At 60.9% G+C, this 23,176-nt stretch carries 19 protein-coding genes and 2 pseudogenes; 15 read left to right on the top strand and 6 right to left on the bottom strand.

Annotation, left to right across the window (positions count from 1 at the left end; all coding sequences use genetic code 11):
* Nucleotides 1–9: 9 nt before the first annotated feature.
* From THECO_RS13950 to THECO_RS13945, 3 genes and pseudogenes are all read right to left on the bottom strand, one after another.
* Nucleotides 10–918 carry an MFS transporter gene (locus tag THECO_RS13950; protein ID WP_052835912.1) on the bottom strand — a complete coding sequence of 303 codons (909 nt, stop codon included), beginning with the start codon at nt 916–918 and terminating at the stop codon, nt 10–12.
* Between the two features lie 76 nt (nt 919–994).
* Nucleotides 995–1,135, bottom strand: a pseudogene (locus THECO_RS22740) (MFS transporter); the annotation flags it as partial.
* 94 nt (nt 1,136–1,229) lie between these two features.
* The gene (locus tag THECO_RS13945; RefSeq protein ID WP_015255697.1) at nt 1,230–1,970 is read right to left on the bottom strand and encodes an SDR family NAD(P)-dependent oxidoreductase; all 741 of its coding nucleotides are present in this window, start codon (nt 1,968–1,970) and stop codon (nt 1,230–1,232) included.
* Nucleotides 1,971–2,087: 117 nt separating this feature from the next.
* Between THECO_RS13945 and THECO_RS13940 the strand changes: the two genes are divergently transcribed.
* Together THECO_RS13940 and THECO_RS22545 are read left to right on the top strand one after the other, a co-directional pair.
* Nucleotides 2,088–3,023 (top strand): LysR family transcriptional regulator, encoded by a 936-nt coding sequence (locus THECO_RS13940; RefSeq protein ID WP_015255696.1) that lies wholly within the window; start codon nt 2,088–2,090, stop codon nt 3,021–3,023.
* 246 nt (nt 3,024–3,269) lie between these two features.
* Nucleotides 3,270–3,392, top strand: a complete 123-nt coding sequence (locus THECO_RS22545; protein WP_269724205.1) for a hypothetical protein — start codon at nt 3,270–3,272, stop codon at nt 3,390–3,392.
* A 67-nt stretch (nt 3,393–3,459) separates the two neighbouring features.
* On the opposite strand, the gene THECO_RS13935 is transcribed toward THECO_RS22545, so the two are convergent.
* Nucleotides 3,460–4,371 (bottom strand): Hsp33 family molecular chaperone HslO, encoded by a 912-nt coding sequence (locus tag THECO_RS13935; protein ID WP_015255695.1) that lies wholly within the window; start codon nt 4,369–4,371, stop codon nt 3,460–3,462.
* A 100-nt stretch (nt 4,372–4,471) separates the two neighbouring features.
* On the opposite strand from THECO_RS13935, the gene THECO_RS20615 reads away from it, so the two are divergent.
* The 5 genes and pseudogenes from THECO_RS20615 (at nt 4,472) to THECO_RS13915 (ending at nt 8,711) form a co-directional block, all read left to right on the top strand.
* Nucleotides 4,472–5,221, top strand: a complete 750-nt coding sequence (locus tag THECO_RS20615; protein ID WP_015255694.1) for a MerR family transcriptional regulator — start codon at nt 4,472–4,474, stop codon at nt 5,219–5,221.
* A gap of 21 nt (nt 5,222–5,242) precedes the next feature.
* Nucleotides 5,243–5,470 (top strand): annotated as a pseudogene (locus THECO_RS22735) (FAD-dependent oxidoreductase); the annotation flags it as partial.
* A 28-nt stretch (nt 5,471–5,498) separates the two neighbouring features.
* Nucleotides 5,499–6,557 (top strand): phytoene desaturase family protein, encoded by a 1,059-nt coding sequence (locus tag THECO_RS13925; RefSeq protein ID WP_157373579.1) that lies wholly within the window; start codon nt 5,499–5,501, stop codon nt 6,555–6,557.
* Between the two features lie 46 nt (nt 6,558–6,603).
* Nucleotides 6,604–7,542 carry an RNA polymerase sigma factor SigJ gene (gene sigJ / locus THECO_RS13920; protein WP_015255692.1) on the top strand — a complete coding sequence of 313 codons (939 nt, stop codon included), beginning with the start codon at nt 6,604–6,606 and terminating at the stop codon, nt 7,540–7,542.
* Nucleotides 7,539–8,711, top strand: coding sequence for a serine hydrolase domain-containing protein (locus THECO_RS13915; protein WP_015255691.1), 1,173 nt, complete (start codon nt 7,539–7,541; stop codon nt 8,709–8,711). Before sigJ ends, THECO_RS13915 begins: the two co-directional genes overlap by 4 nt.
* Before the next feature lie 62 nt (nt 8,712–8,773).
* Here the strand turns inward: THECO_RS13915 and THECO_RS13910 are convergent, their stop codons facing one another.
* A complete protein-coding gene (locus THECO_RS13910) occupies nt 8,774–10,180 on the bottom strand; it encodes an MATE family efflux transporter (protein WP_015255690.1) in 1,407 nt (468 codons plus the stop codon).
* Between the two features lie 120 nt (nt 10,181–10,300).
* Nucleotides 10,301–11,056, bottom strand: a complete 756-nt coding sequence (locus THECO_RS13905; protein WP_015255689.1) for a response regulator transcription factor — start codon at nt 11,054–11,056, stop codon at nt 10,301–10,303.
* A gap of 294 nt (nt 11,057–11,350) precedes the next feature.
* Here THECO_RS13905 and THECO_RS13900 point away from each other — a divergent pair, with 294 nt between their 5' ends.
* The 8 genes from THECO_RS13900 to THECO_RS13865 all read left to right on the top strand — a co-directional run bounded on the left by THECO_RS13900 (nt 11,351) and on the right by THECO_RS13865 (nt 23,174).
* Nucleotides 11,351–12,742 carry an ABC transporter substrate-binding protein gene (locus THECO_RS13900; RefSeq protein WP_015255688.1) on the top strand — a complete coding sequence of 464 codons (1,392 nt, stop codon included), beginning with the start codon at nt 11,351–11,353 and terminating at the stop codon, nt 12,740–12,742.
* 97 nt (nt 12,743–12,839) lie between these two features.
* Complete coding sequence (locus tag THECO_RS13895; RefSeq protein WP_015255687.1) at nt 12,840–15,740, top strand: extracellular solute-binding protein; 2,901 nt, start codon at nt 12,840–12,842, stop codon at nt 15,738–15,740.
* Between the two features lie 18 nt (nt 15,741–15,758).
* On the top strand, nt 15,759–16,715 hold the full coding sequence (locus THECO_RS13890; protein ID WP_015255686.1) for a carbohydrate ABC transporter permease: 957 nt from the start codon (nt 15,759–15,761) through the stop codon (nt 16,713–16,715).
* Nucleotide 16,716: 1 nt separating this feature from the next.
* Entirely contained in the window at nt 16,717–17,592 is an 876-nt protein-coding gene (locus tag THECO_RS13885; RefSeq protein WP_015255685.1) for a carbohydrate ABC transporter permease, read from the top strand.
* Nucleotides 17,593–17,606: 14 nt separating this feature from the next.
* A complete protein-coding gene (locus THECO_RS13880) occupies nt 17,607–19,070 on the top strand; it encodes a hypothetical protein (RefSeq protein WP_015255684.1) in 1,464 nt (487 codons plus the stop codon).
* On the top strand, nt 19,063–19,689 hold the full coding sequence (locus tag THECO_RS13875) for a YIP1 family protein (RefSeq protein ID WP_015255683.1): 627 nt from the start codon (nt 19,063–19,065) through the stop codon (nt 19,687–19,689). Before THECO_RS13880 ends, THECO_RS13875 begins: the two co-directional genes overlap by 8 nt.
* Nucleotides 19,690–19,701: 12 nt before the next feature.
* A complete protein-coding gene (locus THECO_RS13870) occupies nt 19,702–22,263 on the top strand; it encodes a DUF5696 domain-containing protein (RefSeq protein ID WP_041853925.1) in 2,562 nt (853 codons plus the stop codon).
* The gene (locus THECO_RS13865) at nt 22,260–23,174 is read left to right on the top strand and encodes a carbohydrate ABC transporter permease (protein WP_015255681.1); all 915 of its coding nucleotides are present in this window, start codon (nt 22,260–22,262) and stop codon (nt 23,172–23,174) included. The genes THECO_RS13870 and THECO_RS13865 overlap by 4 nt, the downstream gene beginning before the upstream one ends.
* Nucleotides 23,175–23,176: the final 2 nt, after the last annotated feature.

Below are 23,176 nucleotides of genomic sequence, written 5' to 3'. Positions count from 1 at the left end.
TCGGCTCCGTCACCCGTCCGCCGGCTGTCCGCTTCGCACGCCCGCGCCCGACAGGCGGCTCAGCCCGAACAAGGCCAAGGCCATAAGCGCCCACGCCCCGCCGAAATACCCGAGCATCGCGGCGGAACCGTATTTCACCACGAGCCCGCCCAGGAACGCGCCGCCCGCGCTGCCCAGGTAAATGGCGGAGGCGTTCAGCGAGAGGACGATCCCGGCGGACGGGCCGGACAGCCCGATGAGCCGGTGCTGCTGGGCGGGGTTGAACGCATAGCTGCCGATCCCGTACAGGGCGACGGCCGCCAGGGCGGCTCCCCGTAAGCCACCGAAGCCGGGCGCCGCGTGCAGCGCCGACATGGCCGCGAGCGAGACGACCAGCACGGACAGCGCCAGGGCGATGGTGCCGGCGGGGCCGATCCGGTCCGCGGCGTATCCGCCGAGACTGACGCCGGCGAAGCTGGCGATCCCGCCGACGAGGAGCACCAGGCTGATCGCTTCCCCTTCCGCTCCGAGCCCGCCGTACAGATCCGCGATATAGGTGTACACCGAGAAGATGGCGATGCCCCACAGCAGCGTCGTAAGCAGGGCGGACAAGATCGCCGGCCGTCCCAGATAAGCGAGCCGTTCCTTGAGCGGCACCGCGCCGGGGGACGGCATGACCGGGAAGAGCCAGCGGACGAGCGCCGCCGCCAGGAGGGAGCCGGCCGCCACCGCCAGGAACGGCATGGTCCAATCCGAAGCGATGGCCAGGTACGTCCCGGCCGGGACGCCCAGGATCAGCGACACGGTCTGGCCCCCGATGACCGCCGACAACGCGCGCCCGCGCTTGTCGGGCGCCGCCAGGGCGGCAGCGGCGGCGGACGCGGCCGGCGCGAACAGGCCCGCCGCCGCGGCCGCGATGATCCGCCCCGCGAGCGTCACCCCCGTACGACAGCCCGGTGCCGCAGATGACATTCCCCGCAGCGAAGAGCAGCAGCGATCCGACAAGCAGCCGCCGCCTTTCCGCCCGTCCCGTCATCGTCATCAGAACGGGCGAGCCGACGGCATACACGAGCGAATACACGGTGACCAATTGGCCGGCGGCGGACACCGAAACCTGGAACGCATCGGCGATTTCGGGAAGCAATCCCGCGATCATGAACGTTTCCGTGCCGATGACGAACGAGCCGAGCGCGAGAAGCAAGATGCGAACATTCATTCCGTTTCACCCCGATCGTATCCGTTTGCGCGCTTCACATCGTCTGGCCGTTGTCCGCCGTGATGATCTGCCCGGTCATCGCTTCCTGCTCCAGGACAGCGCAGATCAATTGCGCGATGTCTTCGGGCTCCGCGATGCGCCGCAGCAGCAGCCGGGGAGCGAACTGCTTCATCTGCTCTTCCCGCCCGGCCCACCACCGGGTTGCGACGGCGCCCGGCACGACGCAGTTGACGCGTACGCGGGGCTTCAGCGCGTGCGCCAGCGATTTCGTCAGCCCGTGCACGGCCGCCTTGGAGACGGCGTAGGGCAGGGAGGAGCCGAGCCCCGTCAGGCCGGCGATGCTGCCCACATTGACGATCGCACCCAGCCGGTTCGCGGCCATGTACGGCGCGACCACCCGCGCACAGAAGAACATCCCTTTGACATTGATGGCGTACAGCTCGTCCCACACCTCCTCGTCCGCGGCTTCCAGATCGTCGAACGGCAGATGCCGGGTGATGCCCGCGTTGTTCACGAGCGCATCCACCGATCCGCAATCGCGCGCGATCGCGGCAACCATCCCGCGGACTTCGTCGTCCCGGGACACGTCGGCCCGGAAAGCTTGCGCGCGCCCGCCCGCCTGCCGGATCGTCCGCACCGTATCTTCGGCTTCGGCCTCCGAGCGCGAATAATTGACGGCGACGATCGCGCCGCGCTCCGCGAGCGCATGGCTGGTTGCCCTTCCGATGCCCGTTCCGCCTCCCGTGACCAGCACCACCTTGTTCCGCAATTCCATTGTGATCGCTCCCTTTTCGGTTCCGGATTTGATTTCATTTTAAAGCGGCGTCTTGGTTTTGTATAATTGAATATCATAAATAAAACATTCAAAAATATTGAATTCGGAGCGATTGGCATGGACCTGAAAGCCATCAAAACCTTTCACCTGATCGCGAAATACGAAAGTTTCATCCGCGCGGCGGAAGAGCTGAACTATTCGCCGTCCGCGGTGACGATGCAGATCCGCAAGCTGGAATCGGATATGGGCGTGACGCTCATCGAGCGCGGCAAACCGTTCCGCCTGACCGAAGCGGGAAGGCTGTTCCGCGAGCAGAGCCTGCCCCTGATCCGGCACATGGAGCAGCTGCAGGCCATCATGGCGGACTGGGAGACGGGCGAGGCCGGGCACGTCCGGCTCGGCGTGACGGAGCCGACGGCCAGCCACCGGCTGCCGCTCCTTCTGAAGACCTTCCTGGAGCGGCATCCGAACATCCGGGTCTCCGTGGACATCGCCGACACGCCGACGCTGACCGACCGGGTGTTGAGAGGGGATCTCGATCTCGCGCTCTGTTCCTCGCCGGACACGGGAGAGGAGCTTTACTATGAGGCATTGTTCAAAGAGCCGTTCGCGGCGCTGCTGCCGGAAGACCATCCGCTCGCCGGGAAAACGGCCATTGACGCGGGCGATTTCCGCGAGCACCGGCTGCTCGTGACATCGGCGGCGTGTCCGTACCGCCGAAAGCTCGAGATGACGCTCAAGGATGCGGGCAACGTGCCGACGGATGTGATGGAGATCGGGAGCATGACGGCGCTGAAGTTTTATGTCGCCGGCGGACTCGGCATCGCCCTTGTGCCCGAAATTTCGCTCGAGCCGCTTCCCCCGGGGACGGTGGTTCGTCCGCTCGCAGGGGATTTGTCCATCGACATGGCGTTCGGCATGCTGTATCCGAAGACGGGCGCTCCGTTCACGCGGGCGGCGTCCAGGCTGTACCGGTTCCTCAAGGATGAACTTCGTCAAAACGCATTGAACCCGATCGACGTCTCCGACGACTCACCAATAGAAAGCCGGTGAAGCGCGCTGAAAGCGGCGAAGGCTCTCCGGAGCGCGGATCGGCGAAAGCATGGAATTGACAAAAGACTCCGGCGCCAGATTATACTGGACGATGAAGGGAGGAGATCGGAGTGGCAAAGCAATTTGCCCGATTAACTGCCCGCTCATGCAAAGCCTGATGATTGGGGCGATACTTTGCATGGGCTGAATCTTCATCGCCCTGCCTCGGTTCGTTTCAAGGCATCAGGCTTTGCACCTTGATTTTGCATGACAAAAATTAAGGAGTGGGCCATCGGCGTCTCCGCCGTCATGGCGCTGACGCTGCTGCTCGCGTTCCGGCTGCCGGCCGCATCCGGCGGCGGGCAGGCCGCCGGGGCGCGGCAGGACTGAAGCTTGTTCATAGCAAGGAAGCCCGCCGTCATGGCGGGCTTCTCCCGTTTCAGCGGGAATCTGTGCGTCACGGCGATGGCGGCACGGAACCCGGAGACGGCGCATCGCGGGACAGAAGCCTCCGGATCTCTTCCGGCATGAACCTGTAGGACTGCCCGCAGATGCGGCACAGAATTTCAACGGGTTCGTTTCGTTCGCAGGCCGCGGCCAGCTCGCCGGTTCCCAACGCATGCAGCATCGGAAGCATCATCGCTTTGGAGCAGCCGCAGTACGCTTGCACCCGGACTTCATCCAAAACGTCAATGTCGTCAAACAGAAGGAACGGCAGCTTCCGGAACGCACCGCCTTCCGCATTTGAAAGCGAAATATGCGGCAGTCGCCGCGCCGCTTCCCGGATGCGGTCCATCAATCCTTCCGGCGCGCCGGGAAGCAGCTGCGCCAGAACGCCGACACCCGTCCGGACGCCGCCGTCGTCATCATAGTCGATATGAATCGCGAAGTGGGTCGGCGTCTGCTCGCTCTGGTTGAAATAATGCGTCAGGTCATCGACGATGTTCCGGCGGGGCATGTCCGTAATGCCCGTCACGTTCCGGTTCATGCCCACATCCTTGACCATCTGGATGAACCCTCTGTCGCCGATGAGCTGCGGGACGGACAGCCTGTCCAGATCTTCGGGAGCCGCGTTCAGCCATCCTTCGCCCAGATGCCCGCGCACGTTGCCCAGGGCATCGACATCGGCATACCAGGCGCATCCCGGGCGGCTCGCCTTCACTTTCAGGCTGAGGCGCTGATGATCTTTGAGCGTTCCCGAGAGCAGGCTCGCGGCTGAGACGGTCAGGGCGAACGCATGACGCACCCGTCTGCTTCTGACGGCGGGCCGGCGGCAGATGGTGTTCAGCAGGTCCGCATTGTTCACGAAAAAGATGCGGGCTTGCCGGCGACAGGCCAATGTTTTGATCAACAGATTCTCCGCTTCCATGATTCCGCCCCCTTGAGGACATGATCGGTCGGAGCCGATTATAAATCCTGACGCAGCGTCAGGTTCAAGATCCAATTATGCCTGCGGGGAGGGAACGATTGTGTCCGAGCGAGGCTGGACGATCGGCAAGCTGGCGAAGCGGGCCGGGCTCACCGTCCGCGCGCTGCATCATTATGACCGGATCGGCCTGCTGACCCCTTCGCAATATACCGAGGGGGGACACCGGCTGTATTCCCTGGACGATCTGGTGAAGCTCCAGCAGATTGTGTCGCTCAAGGAGCTGGGGTTTCGCCTGAAAGAGATCAAAGCCATTCTGGACGATCCCGGATATGACCCGGCGGAAATGCTTGAGTTGCAGCTTTCCCGTCTGGACGAACAGATTCGGACGTTGGTCGGACTGCGGGATAAGCTGCGCGCGCTGCGCGGGCATTTCCGCGCGGGGAAGAAGGCGGCCGGCGAGCAGTTCCTGACGGTCATGCGCATGATGAACATGGCGCGAAGTCCGCATTTTACGGCCGGGCAGATCCATGATCTGAGCGAACGGTACTTGGCTGCGGGGCATGATGAGGACAAGCAGGCCGAGATCCGGCGGATGCTGGACGAATTCCGAAGCTGCCGCGATACGGGGAAGACGCCGGATGATCCCGGCGTGCTGGCGTTGGCGCGGCGCTGGAAGGAGGTCATGGACGCGCTCGACCTGGCAAGCCCCGGGCTTGTCCGGTCCGCGGAGCGGTATTACAAGGAGAACCCCGAGGATGGGCTGATTTACGGCCTGGACCGGGAGCTGTATTTGTTTATTAAAAAATCTTTGTCGCGAGTTGTCACAGATTCGTCCTCCGGCCTGTCATAGGGGTAAGACGAAAGACGGAGGGTGATTGCTGTGACACAATCGAAAATCGTTATCATCGGCAGCGGCATTGCCGGGCTGGTAGCGGCCTGCGATCTCGCCAGGGCGGGGAAGCCGGTCGTCGTGCTGGAGAAAGCGGAGAAATTCGGGGGACGGGCGATGACCATTCAGAAGAACGGCGCCTTGTTCAACCTCGGCGGCCACGCGTTGTACCGCGGCGGGGCGGCGGACCGGATATTCCGGGAATTCGGGCTTGCGCTGAGAGGCGGCAGCCCTCAATGTGTCCGTCCTCTGGAACGGAAACGTGATGCCGCTGACCCGGTTCCTGTTCAGCGGCCGCTTCACCTGGTCCGCCAGGGTCGAACTGACGCGGGCGCTTGCGAAAATCATGCGCCTCGATCCGTCTGCCGACGATGTCATGAACATCAATCTCCGCACGTGGATCGAAGAACATTTCCGCGAGCCGATGGGCCGGAATCTCCTCTACTCGCTGGTCCGCACCGGCACCTTCACCAACGCGCCCGACCGGCAATGCGCCGGAACGGCGCTCGGGCAGGTCCGCCGATCGCTCCGTCCCAATTCGGTGCTCTACGTGGAAGGCGGATGGCAGTCGATCGTCGATCAATTGCGGGAAGCCGCGGTCCGGGCGGGAGCGGAACTGGTCCCTTCGGCCGGCGTCGCCGCCATCGAGCATGACGGGCAGGTCCGCGGGCTGCGCCTGACCGACGGTTCGCAGATCGAAGCCGGGCATGTCATCGCCGCCGTGCCGCCGTCCGTAACGTTCCGCCTCGTGCGGGATGCGGAGCGGACTGCGCTGCGGATCTGGAAAGATCAGGCGATACCGGCGACGGTCGCCTGCCTGGATCTGTGCCTCAGACGGCTGCCGGCTCCGCGCAACCGGGTCGTGTTCGGCATTGACGAACCGGTGTTTTTCTCCAACCATTCCGGACCGACGCCTTCGCTGGCGAAGGAAGGCTATGTGGTGCACGCGGTCAAATATCACGGCATCGGGGAACATGATCCGCGCAAGGACGAGGCGATGCTGGAGCGGGCGATGGACGCCATTCAGCCGGGTTGGCGGAAGGAAGTCATCGCGCGCCAGTACTATCCGAATTTGACGGCCGTGTACGATTACAACCACATTGACCGGCTGGACCGCAAGCCGGGGCCGGCCGTGCCGCAAGTGCGCGGACTCTACGTCGCGGGCGACTGGGCCGGCCACGGGGAGCTGCTGGTCGACGCGGCGGCGGCGAGCGGAAGACGGGCGGCGCTGAAGCTGCTGGACGACCTCCGGACGGAGAATGTTTCGCGCCTTCATGTCGCCTCGGCAGGAAGATGAGCGTCCGCGGAGAAATAGAAATTGGATATTACAGGAAAGTGTGGCGATGGCCGTGCCGGGCGATGACGCGTATCAGGAATCGGTGTACAAGTCGCTGAAGCCGCTGCTGTTCTCGCTGGCTTATCGGATGCTCGGGAGCGTCATGGACGCCGAAGATGTCGTGCAGGAATCGTTCATGGCGCTGGAACGGACGGGGTCGGACCATATCGCCAACGTCCGCGCCTATCTGTGCAAGACGGTGACCAACCGATGCCTCAATCTTCTGCAGTCGTCCGCGAAGAAGCGGGAACTGTATCAGGGCCCGTGGCTGCCCGAACCGCTCATCGGCGAGCCCGGCCGGACTCCGGAGGCGGACGATCCGCTGCAGTCCTACGTGCACAAGGAATCGCTCGCTACGGCCTACATGCTGCTCCTGCAGCAGTTGTCCTACGTGGAGCGGGCCGTGTTCCTGCTGCGCGAGGTGCTGCAGTACGACTACGACGAGATCGCCGACATCGTCGGCAAGAGCAGCGTCAACTGCCGGCAGATTTACCATCGCGCGAAGCGCAGCCTCGGCAGCCGCGCGTCCGAAGCGCGGGGAGAGGTTCCTCCGGCGGATTCGGCCGCGGCCGCTCCGGCCCGGCTGGTCGAGCAGTTCGTGCACGCCCTGGCGAATGCCGACGTCGACCGGCTGATGCATTTGCTGTCGGCGGACACCGCGCTGACGATGGACGGCGGCGGCAAGGTGACCGCGCTGCCGCGCACGGTCGTCGGCAGCAAGCGGATCGCCGTCTTCATGGCGACGATGCCCGACGTGCTGCCGCCGGACGCGGCTTTTCATCTGGCCGAAGTCAACGGCCTGCCCGGCGTCGTCGTGCAGTCGCAGGGGCAGACGATCGGCGTCGCTTCCTTCGACTACGCGGGCGGCCGCATCGCGGCGATCTACATCGTCGTCAATCCGGATAAGCTGCGCCATGTGGCGCTGATGCAGGGGGGACATTCATGAGCAGATTTCGCATGCTCGACGAACTGCTGAACCGACTTACGGAGGATAAACTGCCGGGCTGCGCGTGCGTCGTGTCGCGGCACGGGAAGGTGCTGTATGAAGGCTATGCCGGTTCGGCCAACCTGGAGCAGGGAAAGCCGATCACGCCCGATACGGTGTACCGCCTGTTCTCGATGACGAAGGTGGTCGTATGCACGGCGGCGCTGATGCTGTATGAGCGCGGGCATTTCCTGCTGGACGATCCGCTCGCCGCGTACATTCCGGAATACGAGGGACCGTCGGTGGTCCGGAATCTGCCGGACGGCGGGATCGACTATGAGCCCGCCGGGAATCCGATTCGCATCAAGCCCCTGTTCACCATGACGTCCGGAATGCCTTACCACTTCGGCGACTCCGAACCGGAGCGGAAAATCCGCCGGGTGCTCGACGAGCTGCGGGAGACGCACGGCAACTACGATCTGCAGACGGAAGTGCGGGCGATGGCGAAGGCGCAGGTGCCGCTCGCCTTCGAACCCGGAACCCGCTGGCTGTACGGCTACAGCCATGATGTGCTCGGCGCGCTGATCGAAGTCATCTCCGGGAAGACGCTCGGACGGTTTCTGCAGGAGGAAATTTTCGATCCGCTGGGAATGAAGGACACCGGCTACCGCTTCAAGGGCGATATTGCGGAACGGATGGCGTCCGTGTATCAGAAGTCGGAAGACGGCAAGCTTGTCGAAGTGCCCGGACCGATCGATATTCTCCATCATCCGGAGGCGAAGTACGAGGGAGGCGGCGTCGGGCTCTATTCCACGGCCCGGGATTATGCGGTCTTCACGCAGATGCTCGCCTGCGGCGGCGTGTACAACGGCGAGCGCATCATCGGGCGGAAGACGATCGAGCTGATGCGGCGGAACCACCTGAACGAGCAGCAGATGAACGACTTCGCCAACGGGCATCATGCCGGCTACGGCTACGGGCTCGGCGTGCGGACGCTTGTCGATCCGGCCGCGGCGGGCGCCAACAGCTCCATCGGTGAATTCGGGTGGAGCGGAGCCGCCGGCACCTGGACGTCCATCGATCCGGCCGAAGGCGTGTCGATCGTCTTCATGCAACAGATGTATCCTTCGATCTACGACGAGTATGTCCATCACCGCGTGCGCAACGCGGCGTACGCGTGCATCGATTGATCCCAAGCAATTGCAGCCCGCATCCGATTGCCGGATGCGGGCTGCTTCGTTCCTCATGCGCCTTACGCCGGCGACGCGCCGCTCGCTTGCTCGAGCAGCTTCGCTTTCCGCCAGCCCCCGAACTTGTAGTACAGGGCGTTGAGCAGCGCGGCCATCGCGAAGCTGGCCGGGAAGCTCCACCAGACTGCATCGAGGCCGTAATAATTCCCGAGTACCGAAGCGAGCGGGATGCGGATGATCATAAGGGCGATGAACGAGATGATCATCGGCACCATGACGGCCCCCGCCGAGCGGACGACGCCGGCCATCACGTTGAAGATGCCGAAAATGATAAACGACCAGAGCGTCAAGTTGTTGATATGCATGCCGATTTCAATTGCGCCGGCGTCCCCCGACAGGAACAGGCTGACCGTCTCGCGGTTGAACAGCAGCAGGATGAGCACAAGCGCGCCGGTCAGCATCACGTTGAAACCGATGCCGACGCCGGTAATGCGGCCTACCCGATCCCAACGGCGCGCGCCGATGTTCTGCGCCGCCATCGAGGTGGCCGCGCCGCCGATGGCCAGTGCGGGCATCTGGACATAGCTCGAGATCTGGTTCGCGATGCCGAACGCGGCCGTCGCCTCGGTGCCGTAGCCGTTCACGATATGGATGAGCAGCAGGTTGCTCAGCGACACGATCACCATGTTGAGGCCCATCGGGATGCCTTTCTGGATCGTCAGCTTGACGATCCGCCAGTTCATGCGCAGCAGGTGCAGTTCGTCCCGCGTTATCCGCAGGAAGTATTGCTTGCCGTACAGATACGCCAGAAGCAGAATCAGGCTGACGAACTGGGCGATCAGCGCGGCCGTCGCGGAACCGGCGATGCCCATCTCGGGGAACGGGCCGTATCCCCGGATCAGCAGCGGATTGAGTCCGATGTCCAGCACGGTGGACAGCAGCAGGAAATAGAACGGCGTCTTCGAATCGCCGGCGCCGCGCATGACGGCCATGATCAGGTTGAAGCCGAACATGAACGGCGTGCCCGCGAACATGATGCGCGTGTAGATCACCGCCATGTCCATGGCTTCCTCCGGCGTGTTCAGCAGCTCGAGGATGAGCGGCGAGAACAGGATGCCGAGCACGCCGGTGATGATGGACAGGATGAAGAAAAAGCTGGTGCTGGTGCCGACGACTTTTTTCGCTTCTTGAATCCGCTGCGCTCCCAGATTCTGCCCCAGCAGGATGACCGACGCCATCGAGATGCCGAAGATGGCGCTGATCAGGAAGAACATCAGAAAGTTCGCGTTGGACGTTGCCGCCAGGGCTGTCTCGCCGAGCAGGCGGCCGACCCAGATCGAGTTGATGGAACCGTTCAGCGTCTGCAGCACATTGCCGAGCAAGATCGGCAGCGAAAAGACGAACAGCGTTTTGGCGATCGGCCCTTCCGTCAGGCTGGGCGCGGCCGCCTTGGACCGTGACGTTGGCATGGTATGTGCGGTCTCCTCTTTCCCCTCGGGACAAACGCCCTTATTCTCCAGCTATTATACACCCGGCGAGGGGAGAAATGGAAATGCAGCCGGGACCGCATCTGGAGCGTTCCGGCCGGCTCATGCGGTGCCGGAGAACATTTTCCGGTATTGATTGGCGCTGACGCCGGTGTACGCTTTGAATTTCTTGTAGAACCAGTCCAGGTCCGAATAGCCGACTTCGCTTGCGATCTCATACACTTTCAGGTGCGTATGCGCAAGCAGCGATTTGGCCTTTTCCATGCGCTGCCGCAGCAGATACTCGTTGAACGTCATATTCTCGTGTTCTTTGAATTTCTGCCCCAGATAAGAACAGTTGAAGTGCAGGATGCGGGCAATCTCTTTCAGGGTGATGTTCTCGTGCAGCGAATCCCGAACGTACGTTTTCACCTGATCGATGATGCCGGATGGAGAAGAAAGCGCTTGCGTATTTTCGCCGGACAGGCCGGACGGATAAGCGGAAGCGGTTTCGATTTCGCTTTTGACGGTTTGCAGGCTTCGCAGCAGCTCGTCGGACGATACCGGGTCGGGCAAATAGTCGCTGACCTTGTAACGCATCGCTTTCCGGGCCAGATGGAAACTTTTCCTTCCGCCGACGAGAATGATCGGGATGCGGCTTTTCTGACGGATCTGGTCGCACAACTGCATGCCGCGGGTGTACTCGCGCCGAATGTTGATCAGCACAAGCGAGAACAGGCGCCGGGACATCAAAGACATGGCGTCCGCAGACGTCTCGGCCCATCCTTCCACGGCAAATCCCCAGCGGTTCCGCTCGATCATCTTCTTGATTTTTTCCCTCGAATGATCATTCGGATCAACCAGCAGCACCGGATGCATGATGTTCGCCCCCTGCCCATCATTATTCGGAGCCCGTCGTCTCGAGGAATGACGACGCTGTCAGTTTTCATTATGGAAACCGCACGGAACACCGACAATGTGCTTTTCTTTGCATTGCTCGCCGTTGTTTACTTGTTGCTCCGAAGTTCGGCTCCGAAGTCCGGCGCAAGGCGGGTCTGCCGGTTTTGATCCTATCGTTTGCCGGGTGAAAGATCTGGTGTCCGTCCGGTTGTTGCCTCTCGTTTGTAAGCGCTAAACTCTTTGGCGAAGTCAACCGAACGAGGGGGATTCGAAATGCGGATTCGCACCATGGCCATGCTGCTGTGCGCATTGCTCCTGCTGCTGGCCGCATGCAGCGGAGGCGGCTCGAGCAATAACGGCAACAATGACAGCACCGGTTCGTCCGGAAACGAGACAACCGTCGACACGGAGACCGGGGACGAGCCGGTCGACGAGACGGAAGATTTGGACGATGACGTGTACCGGACGCCGGAGATGGATTTCGACCTGGGCGGCAAGACGATCCGGATCGTGTCGTGGTGGGACATGACCATTCCGGAAAACAATCCGGACAACATCCAGCGGAAACAAAACCTGGAAGCGTTGATGGCCAAGCACAACTTCAAGGTGGAATATATCGCGATCGATTACGGCGAATATCAGCAGAAAGTGACGGCGTCGCTGCTCGCCGGCGAACCGATCGGCGAGATCGTCCGGCTGGGCAAGACGTACACCGTGCCGGCGCTGGTCAAGCAGGATCTGCTCTGGCCGATCGACGAGTACACGAAGAACGCCAACGCGTTCAACCAGAAAGTGACGAATGAATACTACACCTACCAGGGCAGAGGCTACGGATTTTCCGAAAACCACGCCAACCTGGTCCAGGGCATTTTCTACAACCGCACGCTGATGAATCAGCTCGGCATCAAACCGCTGCAGGAATATGTCAACGAAGACAACTGGAATTGGGACACGTTCATCCAGGTGGCCAAGGATGCCAACCGGGATACGAACAACGACGGCAAGCTGGATACCTGGGGCCTCGCCAACCGGGGGCTGCTCGAATTCGCGCTCGCTTCCAACAATACGTCGCTCACGAAGGATGACAAACAAAATCTCGATGATCCGAAAACGCTCGAGTCGCTCAACTTCGTCTCGCGTCTCGTAACCGAACAGGTGAGCAGACCGACGGAAGGCGGCAACTGGACGGAGCCCGGCCAGTTCTTCCGCCAGGGCAACACGCTGATGTATGCGGGCGCGCTGCATGAGCTCAGCGGCATCAAGACGGATATGCCGGATGCCGACATCGGTTTCGTGCCGTTCCCGAAGGGGCCGAGCGCGACGGAGTACCATTCCTTCGAAGCGCTGTACCAGGCGCTCACGATCCCGAAGGCCATTCCGAATCCCGAACAGCTCATGTATATCTGGGAGAAAATCAACGATATCGATTCGGTCTACGATTACCCGGACCAAGGCTGGTACGAGACGCTGTTCACGAATGAAGACGACATCAACAACGCGAGAATGGTCGCGCCCAACATGCTCGTGCTGGATCACCATACCTTCCCGAACCTCGGCTACTACGATTTTGAAGGCGAGCTGAACAGCGGCGTGTCGGTTTCCACCGTCGTTGAAAAATACAAGCCGGTCTTCCAGGCGGCCATCGACGAAGTGTACGGATCGTAGACACGCGCAAACGGAACGGTGACCGACAGTCCCCGCATAGAACGCTTCTATCCGGGGACTGTCGTCCAATTTCGATCTTGTGTCGCAGGAGAGGAGAATGGTGAACATCCGCAAGAAGAGGTACGCGTACCTTGCACTCGTGCTTGCCGTTCTTTTTTTGTCTGTCTGGATGTTTAACCGTTCGGATGGCTCCGGCAGCGGCGGGCGCGTCCGGGCGATGGCCGATTTCGTTGCCGTGACGGACGAAAGCTTGGGCAACGGGTATGACCGTTACCTGGCCGGCCATGCCGGCGCGGAACGGCCGGACGAAGTGATCCGCATCGAGGGAGAGGACTTTGTCGAGACCGTCGGAGACGGCTTCGCGGTTGTGGACCGTTATGAAGGGCTCGACGGGACAGCCGTCCTGACGCCGGAGACGGGTTCGATCAGCTGGGATGTTCCGGTGAGCCGCCCGGGACTGTACAACATCCGCATTCATTATTATCCGGTTCAGGGCAAAAGTTCGGCTGTCGAGCGGTCGTTCAGCATCAACGGCGAAATCCCTTTCAAAGGGGCGGAACTGCTGCTGTTCGACCGGACATGGGGCAACCGGCACGATACGATCCGCAGGGACGACCGGGGGAATGATCTGCGGCCGACCCAGGTCGAGAAACCGGCCTGGCGGATCGCTTCGTTCACGGACAGTGAAGGGGATGTCGACGAGCCGTACGCGTTCCATTTCGACAGGGGCGTGCAGCGCATCACCCTGACGGCGCTGCGGGAGCCGATGGCCATCGATTACATCGAACTGTACCAGGAGCCGGAAATTAAGTCGTACGAAGAGGTCAGGAAAGGTTATGAAGCGGATGGGCTGAAGCCGGCCAGCAATCAACTTGTGATCCTCCAGGCGGAGGATGCGGTGCTCAAGTCGTCGCCGACCCTGTATCCGCTGGCCGACCGGTCGAGTTCGTCGGTCGAGCCGTACCACGTATCCAAGATCCGGATCAACACCATCGGCGGACTGAACTGGAAGCTTCCCGGTCAGTGGATCGAATGGGAGTTCGAAGTGGAAGAGGACGGCTTGTATCATATCGCGCTGAAGCGCAAACAGGACCAGCTGCGCGGCCTGTTCGCCACCCGCAGCATCATGATCGACGGACAATATCCGTTCCGGGAAATGAAGCGGGTCCGGTTTGACTTCGACATGAAATGGAGAACGGACGTCCTGGGCGAGGAGGAGCCTTATTTCTTTTATTTGACCAAAGGCAAGCACCGGATCCGCATGCAGGTGACCCTCGGCGAGATCGCGCCGCTCATCCGGACGATCGAGTCGAGCGTGCTTCAGCTTAACGAGCTGTATCGGAAAATCGTCATGATCACGTCCAACACGCCGGATCCCTACCGCGACTATCAATTGGAGAAGCGGATTCCGGACATGCTGGACGTCCTCGGGAAGCAGGCCGACACGATCCGCAGCGTGGCGGATTATCTGGAACAGACGACGGGCGAACGGAGCGACAAAGTCGCCGTTCTCCATACGATGGTCCACCAGCTGGAGGAAATGGCGGCGCATCCGGAGACCGTCGCCAGACGCCTGAATTCCTTCAAAATCAATGTCGGCGCCCTCGGCACCTGGCTGCTGACCGTGCGGGAGCAGCCGCTGACGCTGGATTATCTGGTCATCTACTCTCCCGACCGGAAACCTCCGCGCGCGGAAGCGACGCTGCTGGAGCGGATCAAGCACGAACTCGGCTCCCTCGTCGCCTCGTACACCGAGGATTACGACAGCATCGGCAACATCGGCGGCGGGGACCGGTCGATCACGGTCTGGATTACGACGGGGCGGGATCAGGCGCAGGTGCTCAAAGGGCTGATCGACGACTATTTTACGCCCGAGACGAACATTGCCGTGAAGCTCAGACTCGTGCCGGCGGAGATTCTGCTCCCGGCCACTTTGGCAGGCGAAGGGCCGGACGTCGCCCTGCAAGTCGGCGAGGAAGTGCCGGTGAACTACGCCATGAGAAGCGCGGCGATCGACTTGTCTACGTTCCCCGATTTTGCGGAAGTGGCGGAACGGTTCCGCGAAAGCGCCTTGACGCCTTACCGGTACGGCGGAGGCGTGTATGCGCTGCCGGAGCAGCAGATGTTCCCGGTAATGTTCTACCGCAAGGACATTCTGGAGGAGCTCGGCCTGACGCCTCCCGAGACGTGGGAGGAGGTCTATCACATGATCTCCGTGCTGCAGAAGAAAAACATGGAGTTCTACCTGCCGCTCGAGAACACGCTGAACAACGCGAACCTGGTGCCGAACGCGGCGTTCGCCATGCTGCTCTATCAGAACGGCGGCGAGTTCTACACGGACGACCAGAAGCGCAGCGCGCTGGACTCGGATACGTCCATGGACGTGTTCAAACGGTGGACGCAGTTCTACACCAGCTACAAGTTTCCGCTGACCGCCGATTTCCCGAACCGGTTCCGGACGGGCGAGATGCCGATCGGCATAGCGGACTATACGATGTACAACATGCTCTCGGTATTCGCGCCGGAAATCAAGGGGTTGTGGGAATTCACCCTCGTCCCCGGCACGGTGCGGGAGGACGGAACCGTGCGCCATGATGTGGCCAGCCACACCACCGCCGCCGTGATGCTCCGGCAGGTGAAAGACAAGGACGCGGCCTGGACGTTCCTGAAGTGGTGGACGGACAAGGACACGCAGATGATGTACGGCCGCGAGATGGAGGCGCTCATGGGCGAGGCGGCGCGCTACCCGACGGCGAATGTCGAGGCGCTCGCGGAACTGCCGTGGCCGGTCAAAGACTACAAGAAATTGGAAGAACAATGGAAATGGGTCAAAGGCATTCCGCAAGTGCCGGGCGGATACTTCACCGGCAGACATCTGGACAACGCCTTCCGCCGGGTGGTCAATGCGAACGAGAATCCCCGCGAAGCCTTGTCGGATTATGTCCTGTACATCAACGACGAAATCGCGCTCAAGCGCAAAGAGTTCAATTTGCCTTAAGCAGCCGGGGGTGAGCCCATGCAAGCCGAAACGGCCCGACACACCGTGCCCGGCCTTTCCCGTGCGAAGAAGCAGTCGCGATTGGCCGGTCTGGTGCGAGAGTTGAAGCGAAACAGGCACTACTACATCCTGATCGGCCCGTACATGCTCATTTTCTTTACCTTCACGGTCATACCGGTCGTGGTCTCGATGGGGCTCAGTTTCTTCTATTTCAACATGCTTGAATTTCCCCGATTCGTGGGGTGGCAGAATTATACGCGGCTCTTTCTGGATGACGACATCTTCATCATCGCCTTGAAGAATACGTTCATTTTCGCGCTCATTACCGGTCCGGTCAGCTATCTCGCCTGCTTCCTGTTCGCCTGGATCATCAACGAGCTGTCGCCCAAGATCCGGGCCTTCATGACGCTGGTGTTCTACGCGCCGTCCATCTCCGGGAACGTGTTCTTCATCTGGCTGATCCTGTTCTCGGGCGACAGCTACGGTTATCTGAACGGCTTTCTGATGCGGTACGGTTTCATTCTGGAGCCGATCCAATGGCTGACGAACGAGAAGTATATCCTGTCCATCGTCATCATCGTCCAGCTGTGGCTCAGCCTCGGCACCAGCTTCCTCGCCTTCATCGCCGGATTTCAGACGATCGACAAGACGTTGATCGAAGCGGGAGCGGTGGACGGCATCAAGAACCGCTGGCAGGAACTGTGGTACATCACGCTGCCGTCCATGCGGCCGCAACTCATGTTCGGCGCTGTCATGCAGATCACCGCCTCCTTCGCCGTCGCCGATATCTCGATCGCGCTGGCGGGGTTCCCGAGCGTCAACTATGCGGCGCACACCGTGGTCACCCATCTCATGGACTACGGCACGATCCGCTTCGAGATGGGCTATGCGTCCGCCATTGCGACGGTTCTGTTCCTCATCATGATCGGGACGAACCTGATGACGCAGAAGCTGCTGCGGAAGGTGGGGGAATGACATGACCTACAAACTGTGGTTGGCCTTTCGCATCCGCAGAAGGTTGAACCGTTCGTTCACCGTCAGTTTCATTCTGTTCGCGTTTCTCGGCGTATTCGGCTGTTTCTCGGCCATCCCGCTCATCTACGCGGTGAACAACGCGTTCAAGCCGCTGGACGAACTGTTTATTTTTCCGCCGCGGATTTTCGTGCGCAATCCGACGCTGGACAACTTCTACGACCTGGTGGCCCTGATGGGGAACTCCTGGGTGCCGCTGTCGCGGTACATCGCCAACACACTGCTCATTACGATCATCGGGACGGCCGGACATATTCTGCTGGCCTCCATGGCGGCCTACCCGCTGGCGAAGTACCGTTTTCCGGGTTCCCGGACGCTGTTCTCGATTGTGGTGCTGTCGCTCATGTTCTCGGGTCATGTCACCGCCATTCCCAACTACATGGTCATGTCCTGGCTCGGATGGATCAACACGCACGCGTCGATCATCGTGCCGTCGCTCGCCTTCTCGCTCGGCCTCTTCCTGATGAAGCAGTTCATGGAGCAGATTCCGGACGCCCTGCTGGAAGCGGCCAAGATCGACGGCGCGAGCGAATACCGGATTTACTGGAGCATCGTCATGCCGAACGTAAAACCGGCGTGGCTGACGCTGATGATTCTGCAGTTCCCGATGCTGTGGGGAAGCGACGGCGGCAGCTTCATTTACAGCGAAAACCTGAAGACGCTTCATTACGCGCTGGGGCAAATTTCGCTCGGCGGCATCGCCCGGGCGGGCGTCGGGGCGGCGGTCGCGCTCATTCTGATGATCGTGCCGATCACGCTCTTCGTCATCTCCCAGAGCAACGTCATTCAGACGATGGCCTCATCCGGGATGAAAGATTAGGAAGGGGGCGCAGGATGCGGATGAGCATGCGGATCAAACACGTCGTCGTCCTCCTGGCGATGGCCGGTCTGCTCGGCGCGGGCATGGGCACAGCGGCCGCCCGGGCCGACGGCGTCCCCGTGGCCTACAACTACTCCTTCTGGGGGGATACGGTCAGTTCGCCCGCGCCGTATTTGCCGGCCGCGCTGCTGAACGGCCGGGATCTCGGCGTCGGGCCGTTCAAGGAACCGAACGATCTGTTCGTTACGGCGGACGGTGACATCTATGTGCTGGATTCCGGCAACAACCGGATTGTCGTATTGGACCGGCAGCTGCAGCCGGCGTCGGTCATTGATTCCTTCGTCCGGGACGGACATGCGGATACGTTCGCGAACCCCCAGGGGATCTTCGTGACGGATGACAAGGAAGTGCTGATCGCCGATACCGGGAACAGGCGCATCGTCCATCTGGACCGTCAGCTCCATCTGGTGAAGGTGATCGAGTCGCCCGAATCCGAACTGCTTCCGGCCAACTTCGTATTCCAGCCCGTCAGAATTGCCGCCGACAAGGCGCAGCGGCTGTACGTGCTGGCGGTCGGGGTGTTCGACGGCTTCATGGAATTCAACGCCGACGGAACGTTCACCTCCTTCATCGGCGCCAATCGCGTCCGGGTCGATCCGGTCGAACTGTTCTGGAAACGGATCTCGACGCGCGAGCAGCGAAGCCGGATGGTGCTGTTCGTGCCGACGGAATTTACGAGCCTGGACATGAATGAAGAAGGATTCATCTACGCGACGAACGGCGATCAATGGGGGGAAACGATCAAAAAGCTGAACGCGCACGGAAACGACATTTTGCGCAGGGAAGGCTATTTCAGCCCGCGGGGAGACATTCGCTACACGGCAAGCGCCGGCCCTTCCCGGCTGGTGGACATCGACGTGGCGGACAGCGAGATCTACTCCGTGCTCGATGCCAAGCGGGGCCGCATCTTCACGTACAACGGCGACGGACATCTGATGTACGTTTTCGGCGGGCTGGGGAACAAACGGGGCGAATTCAACACGCCGGTCGCCATTGAACGGCTGGGGGACGACTTCCTTGTTCTGGACAAGGCGCTCGGCGAAATTACGCTGTTCCAGGTGACGGAATACGGCAGCACGCTCAATGAAGCGGTCAGAAGCTACTACCGCGGGGACGAGGAGCGGGCCGTCGAACTGTTCCGCAAGGCGGTCGACATGAACGCGAACCTGGAATTCGCCTACTCCGGCATCGGGAAGGCGCTGCTGCGCCAGGGCAAATATGCCGAAGCGATGCAGTATTTCAAGCTGAGCATGGATCAGCGCAACTATTCGAAGGCGTTCCAGCTCCGCCGCAAGGAAGTGCTCCGGGAGTATCTGCCCGCGGTCTTGTCGGCGGCCATGGCGGTGACCGCCGGTCTGCTGCTGCTGAAGAAACTGAGGAAGATGCTGAGAAGGAAGGGGGCCGCAACCCTTGAGTAAAGCGCTTGTCCGGTTCCCGTTCTATCTCATTTTCCATCCGTTCGCGGGTTACTGGGAACTCAAGTACGAACAAAGCAGGAAAGCCAATCTGATCGTTTCGTTTGCCATTCTGGTCCTGATGGCCGCCACCAACATCCTGAGCAGCCAGTACAGCGGCTTTGTCGTTCATCTGTACAACCCGGACGACATGAACAGCCTGATGGAGATCGTCTATGTGGCCGTGCCCGTCCTGTTCTGGTGCGTGGCCAACTGGTCGCTCACGACGCTGATGGATGGTGAAGGGAAGTTCGTCGAGATCTTTGCGTCCACCTGTTTCGCGCTCATCCCGATGATCATCATCCGTTTTCCCTGGATTTGGCTGAGCAACGCGATCACGCTGCAGGAAGCGGCTTTCTATTATTTCTCGGAAAGCGTCGCCGTCCTCTGGTCACTGTATCTGCTGTTCGTCGGAAATATGACGGTGCATCAATATACGCCCGCCAAGACGGTCGGGACGATGCTGCTGACCGTGGTGGCAATCGGCTTCCTGGCGTTTATCTGTCTGCTCTTCTTCAGCCTGCTTCAGCAGATCGTCTCGTTCGTCACCGTCATTTATCAGGAGATTTCCTTACGGTATTGAAGAGGGGGCGGAATGCGCATGGTGAGAAAACCGCTGCTGATCGCGTGCCTCGCGGCCATGATCGGTCTGGCGGGCTGCTCAGGTTCCCATCCGGGAGCGGCGGACGAAACCGCGGGGACAACGGATGCGTTCACGCCGGGAGCGCCGCTTGCCGCTTCCTTTACGGATGCGCAGCTGTCCGGGATGAAAGGCATCGCCGAGAACGAATATCTGCAATTGTTCGTGGACGACCAGACGGGCGCCATCGCCGTCCGCGACAAGCGGAGCGGGGACATCTGGCACAGCAACCCGCCCGACCGCGATCAGGATCCGATCGCTTCCGGAGTCAACAAAGACTTGCTGTCGGCGCAGCTGAAACTGGACTATTACAACCGATTCGGACAGCTTCAATCGATCAATACCTATACGGACAGCGTCGCCCACAAGCAGATCGCGTTCGAACCGATCCCGGACGGTGTCCGGGTGACCTGGCAATTCGGCACCGCCGAACGGACGGCCGCCGATCTGCCGCTGATGCTGAGCGAAGCCCGCTTCAAGGAACTGTCGGGCAAGCTGGACCGGACGGGGCAGCGCGCGTTGACCATTGCATACAAGAAAGACCCCGACAAACCGGTCTATGTGCGGAACGACAGCGCGCTGAGCGGACTGCAGCTTGCCCGCACGTTCAAAGCGTTCGAAGACGCCGGCTATACGGAAGAAGACCTGCAGCAGGACACGGAGGAGCTCGGGTTCACGCAGGAGAAACCCGAGGCGCGGATCTTCCTGGCGGCGATCGAATACACCCTGGACGGCGACAATCTCTTGGTCAACGTTCCGGTCGCCGATATCCGGTATCCCGAAGGCTTTCCCGTAGGCGAGGTTTCCGTCCTCAGCTTCTTCGGGGCGGGAGGACAGGATGACAGAGGCTCGATCTTCGTTCCGGACGGTTCCGGCGCGCTCATTCATTTCAACAACGGGAAAACGATGGTTCCGGCCTACCGGCAAACGGTGTACGGAACCGATCTGACGATGGAAAGGACCGAGGATGCGATCCGGGAGCAGGCGGTCAGGCTGCCGGTGTTCGGCATCATCCGGGAGGGAGAAAGCGCCTTCCTCGCGATCATCGAGCAGGGAGCTTCCGTCGCGTCCATCAACGCCGACGTCGCCGGCCGGCTGAACAGCTACAACTATGTGTACCCGAGCTTTCAGATGATCAACAAGGATGAAGTGACGCTGCAGGCGGACGATCAGCACCGCACGCTGCCGAAGTTTCAGGAGCGTCCGGTGCGGACGGATTTTACGATCCGCTACGCGTTCCTGAGCGGCCGGGAGGCGTCGTATGCGGGAATGGCCCAATATTATCAGCAATATCTGGAGCGCACGGGCGGACTGCCCCGGCGGCAGACGGACCGGGAGACGGATGGGGAAACGGACATGCCGTTCTATCTGCAGCTGATCGGAAGCATCGACAAGAAGAAGCATGTCGTCGGCATTCCGTACCGTGCGCTCGAACCGTTGACGACGTTCGAGCAGGCGAAGACCATCATCCGCCGGCTGCAGGAACGCGGCGTCCATCGGATCAACCTGAAGTACGCCGGCTGGTTCAACGGCGGACTCGATCACAGCGTTCCCGAACGCATCGCGGTTGACCGGGCGGTCGGCGGGAGCCGGGGATTGCGGGAATTCACGGCGTTCGTCCGGGAGCAGGGGATTTCGTTCTTCCCGGATGTCGCCGTCGTGATGGCCCATTCGGGCAAAAGTTTCAGGGAATCCAAGGATGCCGCCCGGACGCTGCGGGGCGTGCCCGCCGCGATCTATCCGCTGGATCCGGCGCTGGGCCGGCGGGATGTCGGCAGATCGCCGTCCTATGTCGTATCCCCGAGGCTGGTCGGTTCCTACGTCGAGGGCATGCTCGACGGCATAGCCGCGTACGAGACGGGCGGCATCTCGCTGCGGGATCTCGCCGACCGGCTGAACAGCGATTACCGGAAACGCCGGACGATCGACCGCGCCGAGTCCGAGAGCATATCCGTCCGCGCGCTGCAGCGCATTCACGAGGCGGATCTGGACATCATGGCCGAGGGGGGCAACGCGTACGCGCTGCCCTATGTGACGGACATTACGAACGCCCCGCTGGCGAGCAGCGGATTCAAGATCGAAGACGAGACGATTCCGTTCTACCAGATGGTGATCCGCGGATACATCGACTATACGGGAGCGCCGTTCAATCTCTCGCACTATCCGAACGAGCGGCAATATGTGCTCCGCTGTCTGGAGTACGGATCCGGCGTATCCTTCACCTGGATCCATGAGCCGAACTACAAGGTGAAAGATACGGATCACCATGATTTGTACGCCGTCCATTATGCGCTGTGGATGGATAAGGCGGCCGACATCTACCGGGAAGTGAACGAGGTGCTGAAAGACGTCCGGCACGAGCGGATCGTTGCCCATGAGAAACTGGACGAAGGCGTATTCAAGACGGTCTACGAAAGCGGCATGTCGGTCATCGTGAACTACAACGGACACCCGGTGACGGCGGAAGGCCGGACGATTGAAGCCGAGAGCTATGTGACGGGAGGCGAGCGGTCATGAAACGGTTCATGCGATTCGGCGGCAAACCGTTGACCTATGCGCAGCAGAAAGCAATCTGGGGATTCCTGTACGTCCTGCCATGGCTGCTCGGGTTCGTCTTCTTCTTCGCCGTACCGCTCATCCTGTCCCTGCGGTACAGCCTCAGCGCGATCGATGCCGATTCGAAGGGGATGACGATCCGGTTCGTCGGCATGGCGAACTACGTGGAAGCCTTGACGGTCAATCCGAATTTCAACCGCACGCTCACCGAGTCGGTCGTCAACATGGTGGTGAACGTGCCGCTCATCATCATTTTCAGCCTGTTTCTCGCCGTTCTGCTCAACCAGAAATTCGTCGGCAGAGCGTTGGCCCGGGCGATCTTCTTCCTGCCGGTCATTCTCGCTTCCGGCATCATCGCGAATCTGGAGTCCTCCAGCCTCGTGCAGACCATCATGAATCAGAACGCGGCTTCCGGCGGCCCGATCAATGTGCTGCGGTCCTTCGAGCTGGAGCGGATGATGCTGGAAGTCGGCGTGAGCGAGACGATCGTCCTGTATCTGACCGGGGCCGTCGACCGCATCTATCAAATCATCAGCGAGTCGGGCGTGCAGATTCTCATTTTCCTGGCCGGCATCCAGACGATCTCCCCCCAGCTCTATGAAGCGTCCAAGATCGAAGGAGCGACCGGATACGAGGCGTTCTGGAAGATCACGTTCCCGATGGTCAGCCCGCTCATCCTGGTCAACGTCGTCTATACGATCATCGACTCGTTCTCCCGGAATGCGATGACGGATCTGATCATCTCGACCGGATTCGACAACTTCGATTTCGGACTCAGTTCGGCGATGGCCTGGATCTATTTCGCGGTCGTAATGTTGATCTTGCTGATTACCACGTATTTCGTATCCAAACGAGTTTTCTATCAGGAATAGAG

Source organism: Thermobacillus composti KWC4 (genome assembly GCF_000227705.2).
In the GTDB taxonomy this organism is placed as follows: Bacteria; Bacillota; Bacilli; order Paenibacillales; family Paenibacillaceae; genus Thermobacillus; species Thermobacillus xylanilyticus.
This window is presented reverse-complemented; position numbering and strand designations above follow the sequence as displayed.

Bases quoted from the DNA above. Each gene is read 5' to 3' on its own strand.
- THECO_RS13945 (WP_015255697.1), bottom strand. From the start codon at position 1,970: ATGGAATTGCGGAACAAGGTGGTGCTGGTCACGGGAGGCGGAACGGGC.
- THECO_RS13940 (WP_015255696.1), top strand. From the start codon at position 2,088: ATGGACCTGAAAGCCATCAAAACCTTTCACCTGATCGCGAAATACGAA.
- THECO_RS22545 (WP_269724205.1), top strand. From the start codon at position 3,270: ATGACAAAAATTAAGGAGTGGGCCATCGGCGTCTCCGCCGTCATGGCG.
- THECO_RS13935 (WP_015255695.1), bottom strand. From the start codon at position 4,371: ATGGAAGCGGAGAATCTGTTGATCAAAACATTGGCCTGTCGCCGGCAA.
- sigJ (WP_015255692.1), top strand. From the start codon at position 6,604: ATGGCCGTGCCGGGCGATGACGCGTATCAGGAATCGGTGTACAAGTCG.
- THECO_RS13915 (WP_015255691.1), top strand. From the start codon at position 7,539: ATGAGCAGATTTCGCATGCTCGACGAACTGCTGAACCGACTTACGGAG.
- THECO_RS13910 (WP_015255690.1), bottom strand. From the start codon at position 10,180: ATGCCAACGTCACGGTCCAAGGCGGCCGCGCCCAGCCTGACGGAAGGG.
- THECO_RS13905 (WP_015255689.1), bottom strand. From the start codon at position 11,056: ATGCATCCGGTGCTGCTGGTTGATCCGAATGATCATTCGAGGGAAAAA.
- THECO_RS13900 (WP_015255688.1), top strand. From the start codon at position 11,351: ATGCGGATTCGCACCATGGCCATGCTGCTGTGCGCATTGCTCCTGCTG.
- THECO_RS13895 (WP_015255687.1), top strand. From the start codon at position 12,840: ATGGTGAACATCCGCAAGAAGAGGTACGCGTACCTTGCACTCGTGCTT.
- THECO_RS13890 (WP_015255686.1), top strand. From the start codon at position 15,759: ATGCAAGCCGAAACGGCCCGACACACCGTGCCCGGCCTTTCCCGTGCG.
- THECO_RS13885 (WP_015255685.1), top strand. From the start codon at position 16,717: ATGACCTACAAACTGTGGTTGGCCTTTCGCATCCGCAGAAGGTTGAAC.
- THECO_RS13880 (WP_015255684.1), top strand. From the start codon at position 17,607: ATGCGGATGAGCATGCGGATCAAACACGTCGTCGTCCTCCTGGCGATG.
- THECO_RS13870 (WP_041853925.1), top strand. From the start codon at position 19,702: ATGCGCATGGTGAGAAAACCGCTGCTGATCGCGTGCCTCGCGGCCATG.
- THECO_RS13865 (WP_015255681.1), top strand. From the start codon at position 22,260: ATGAAACGGTTCATGCGATTCGGCGGCAAACCGTTGACCTATGCGCAG.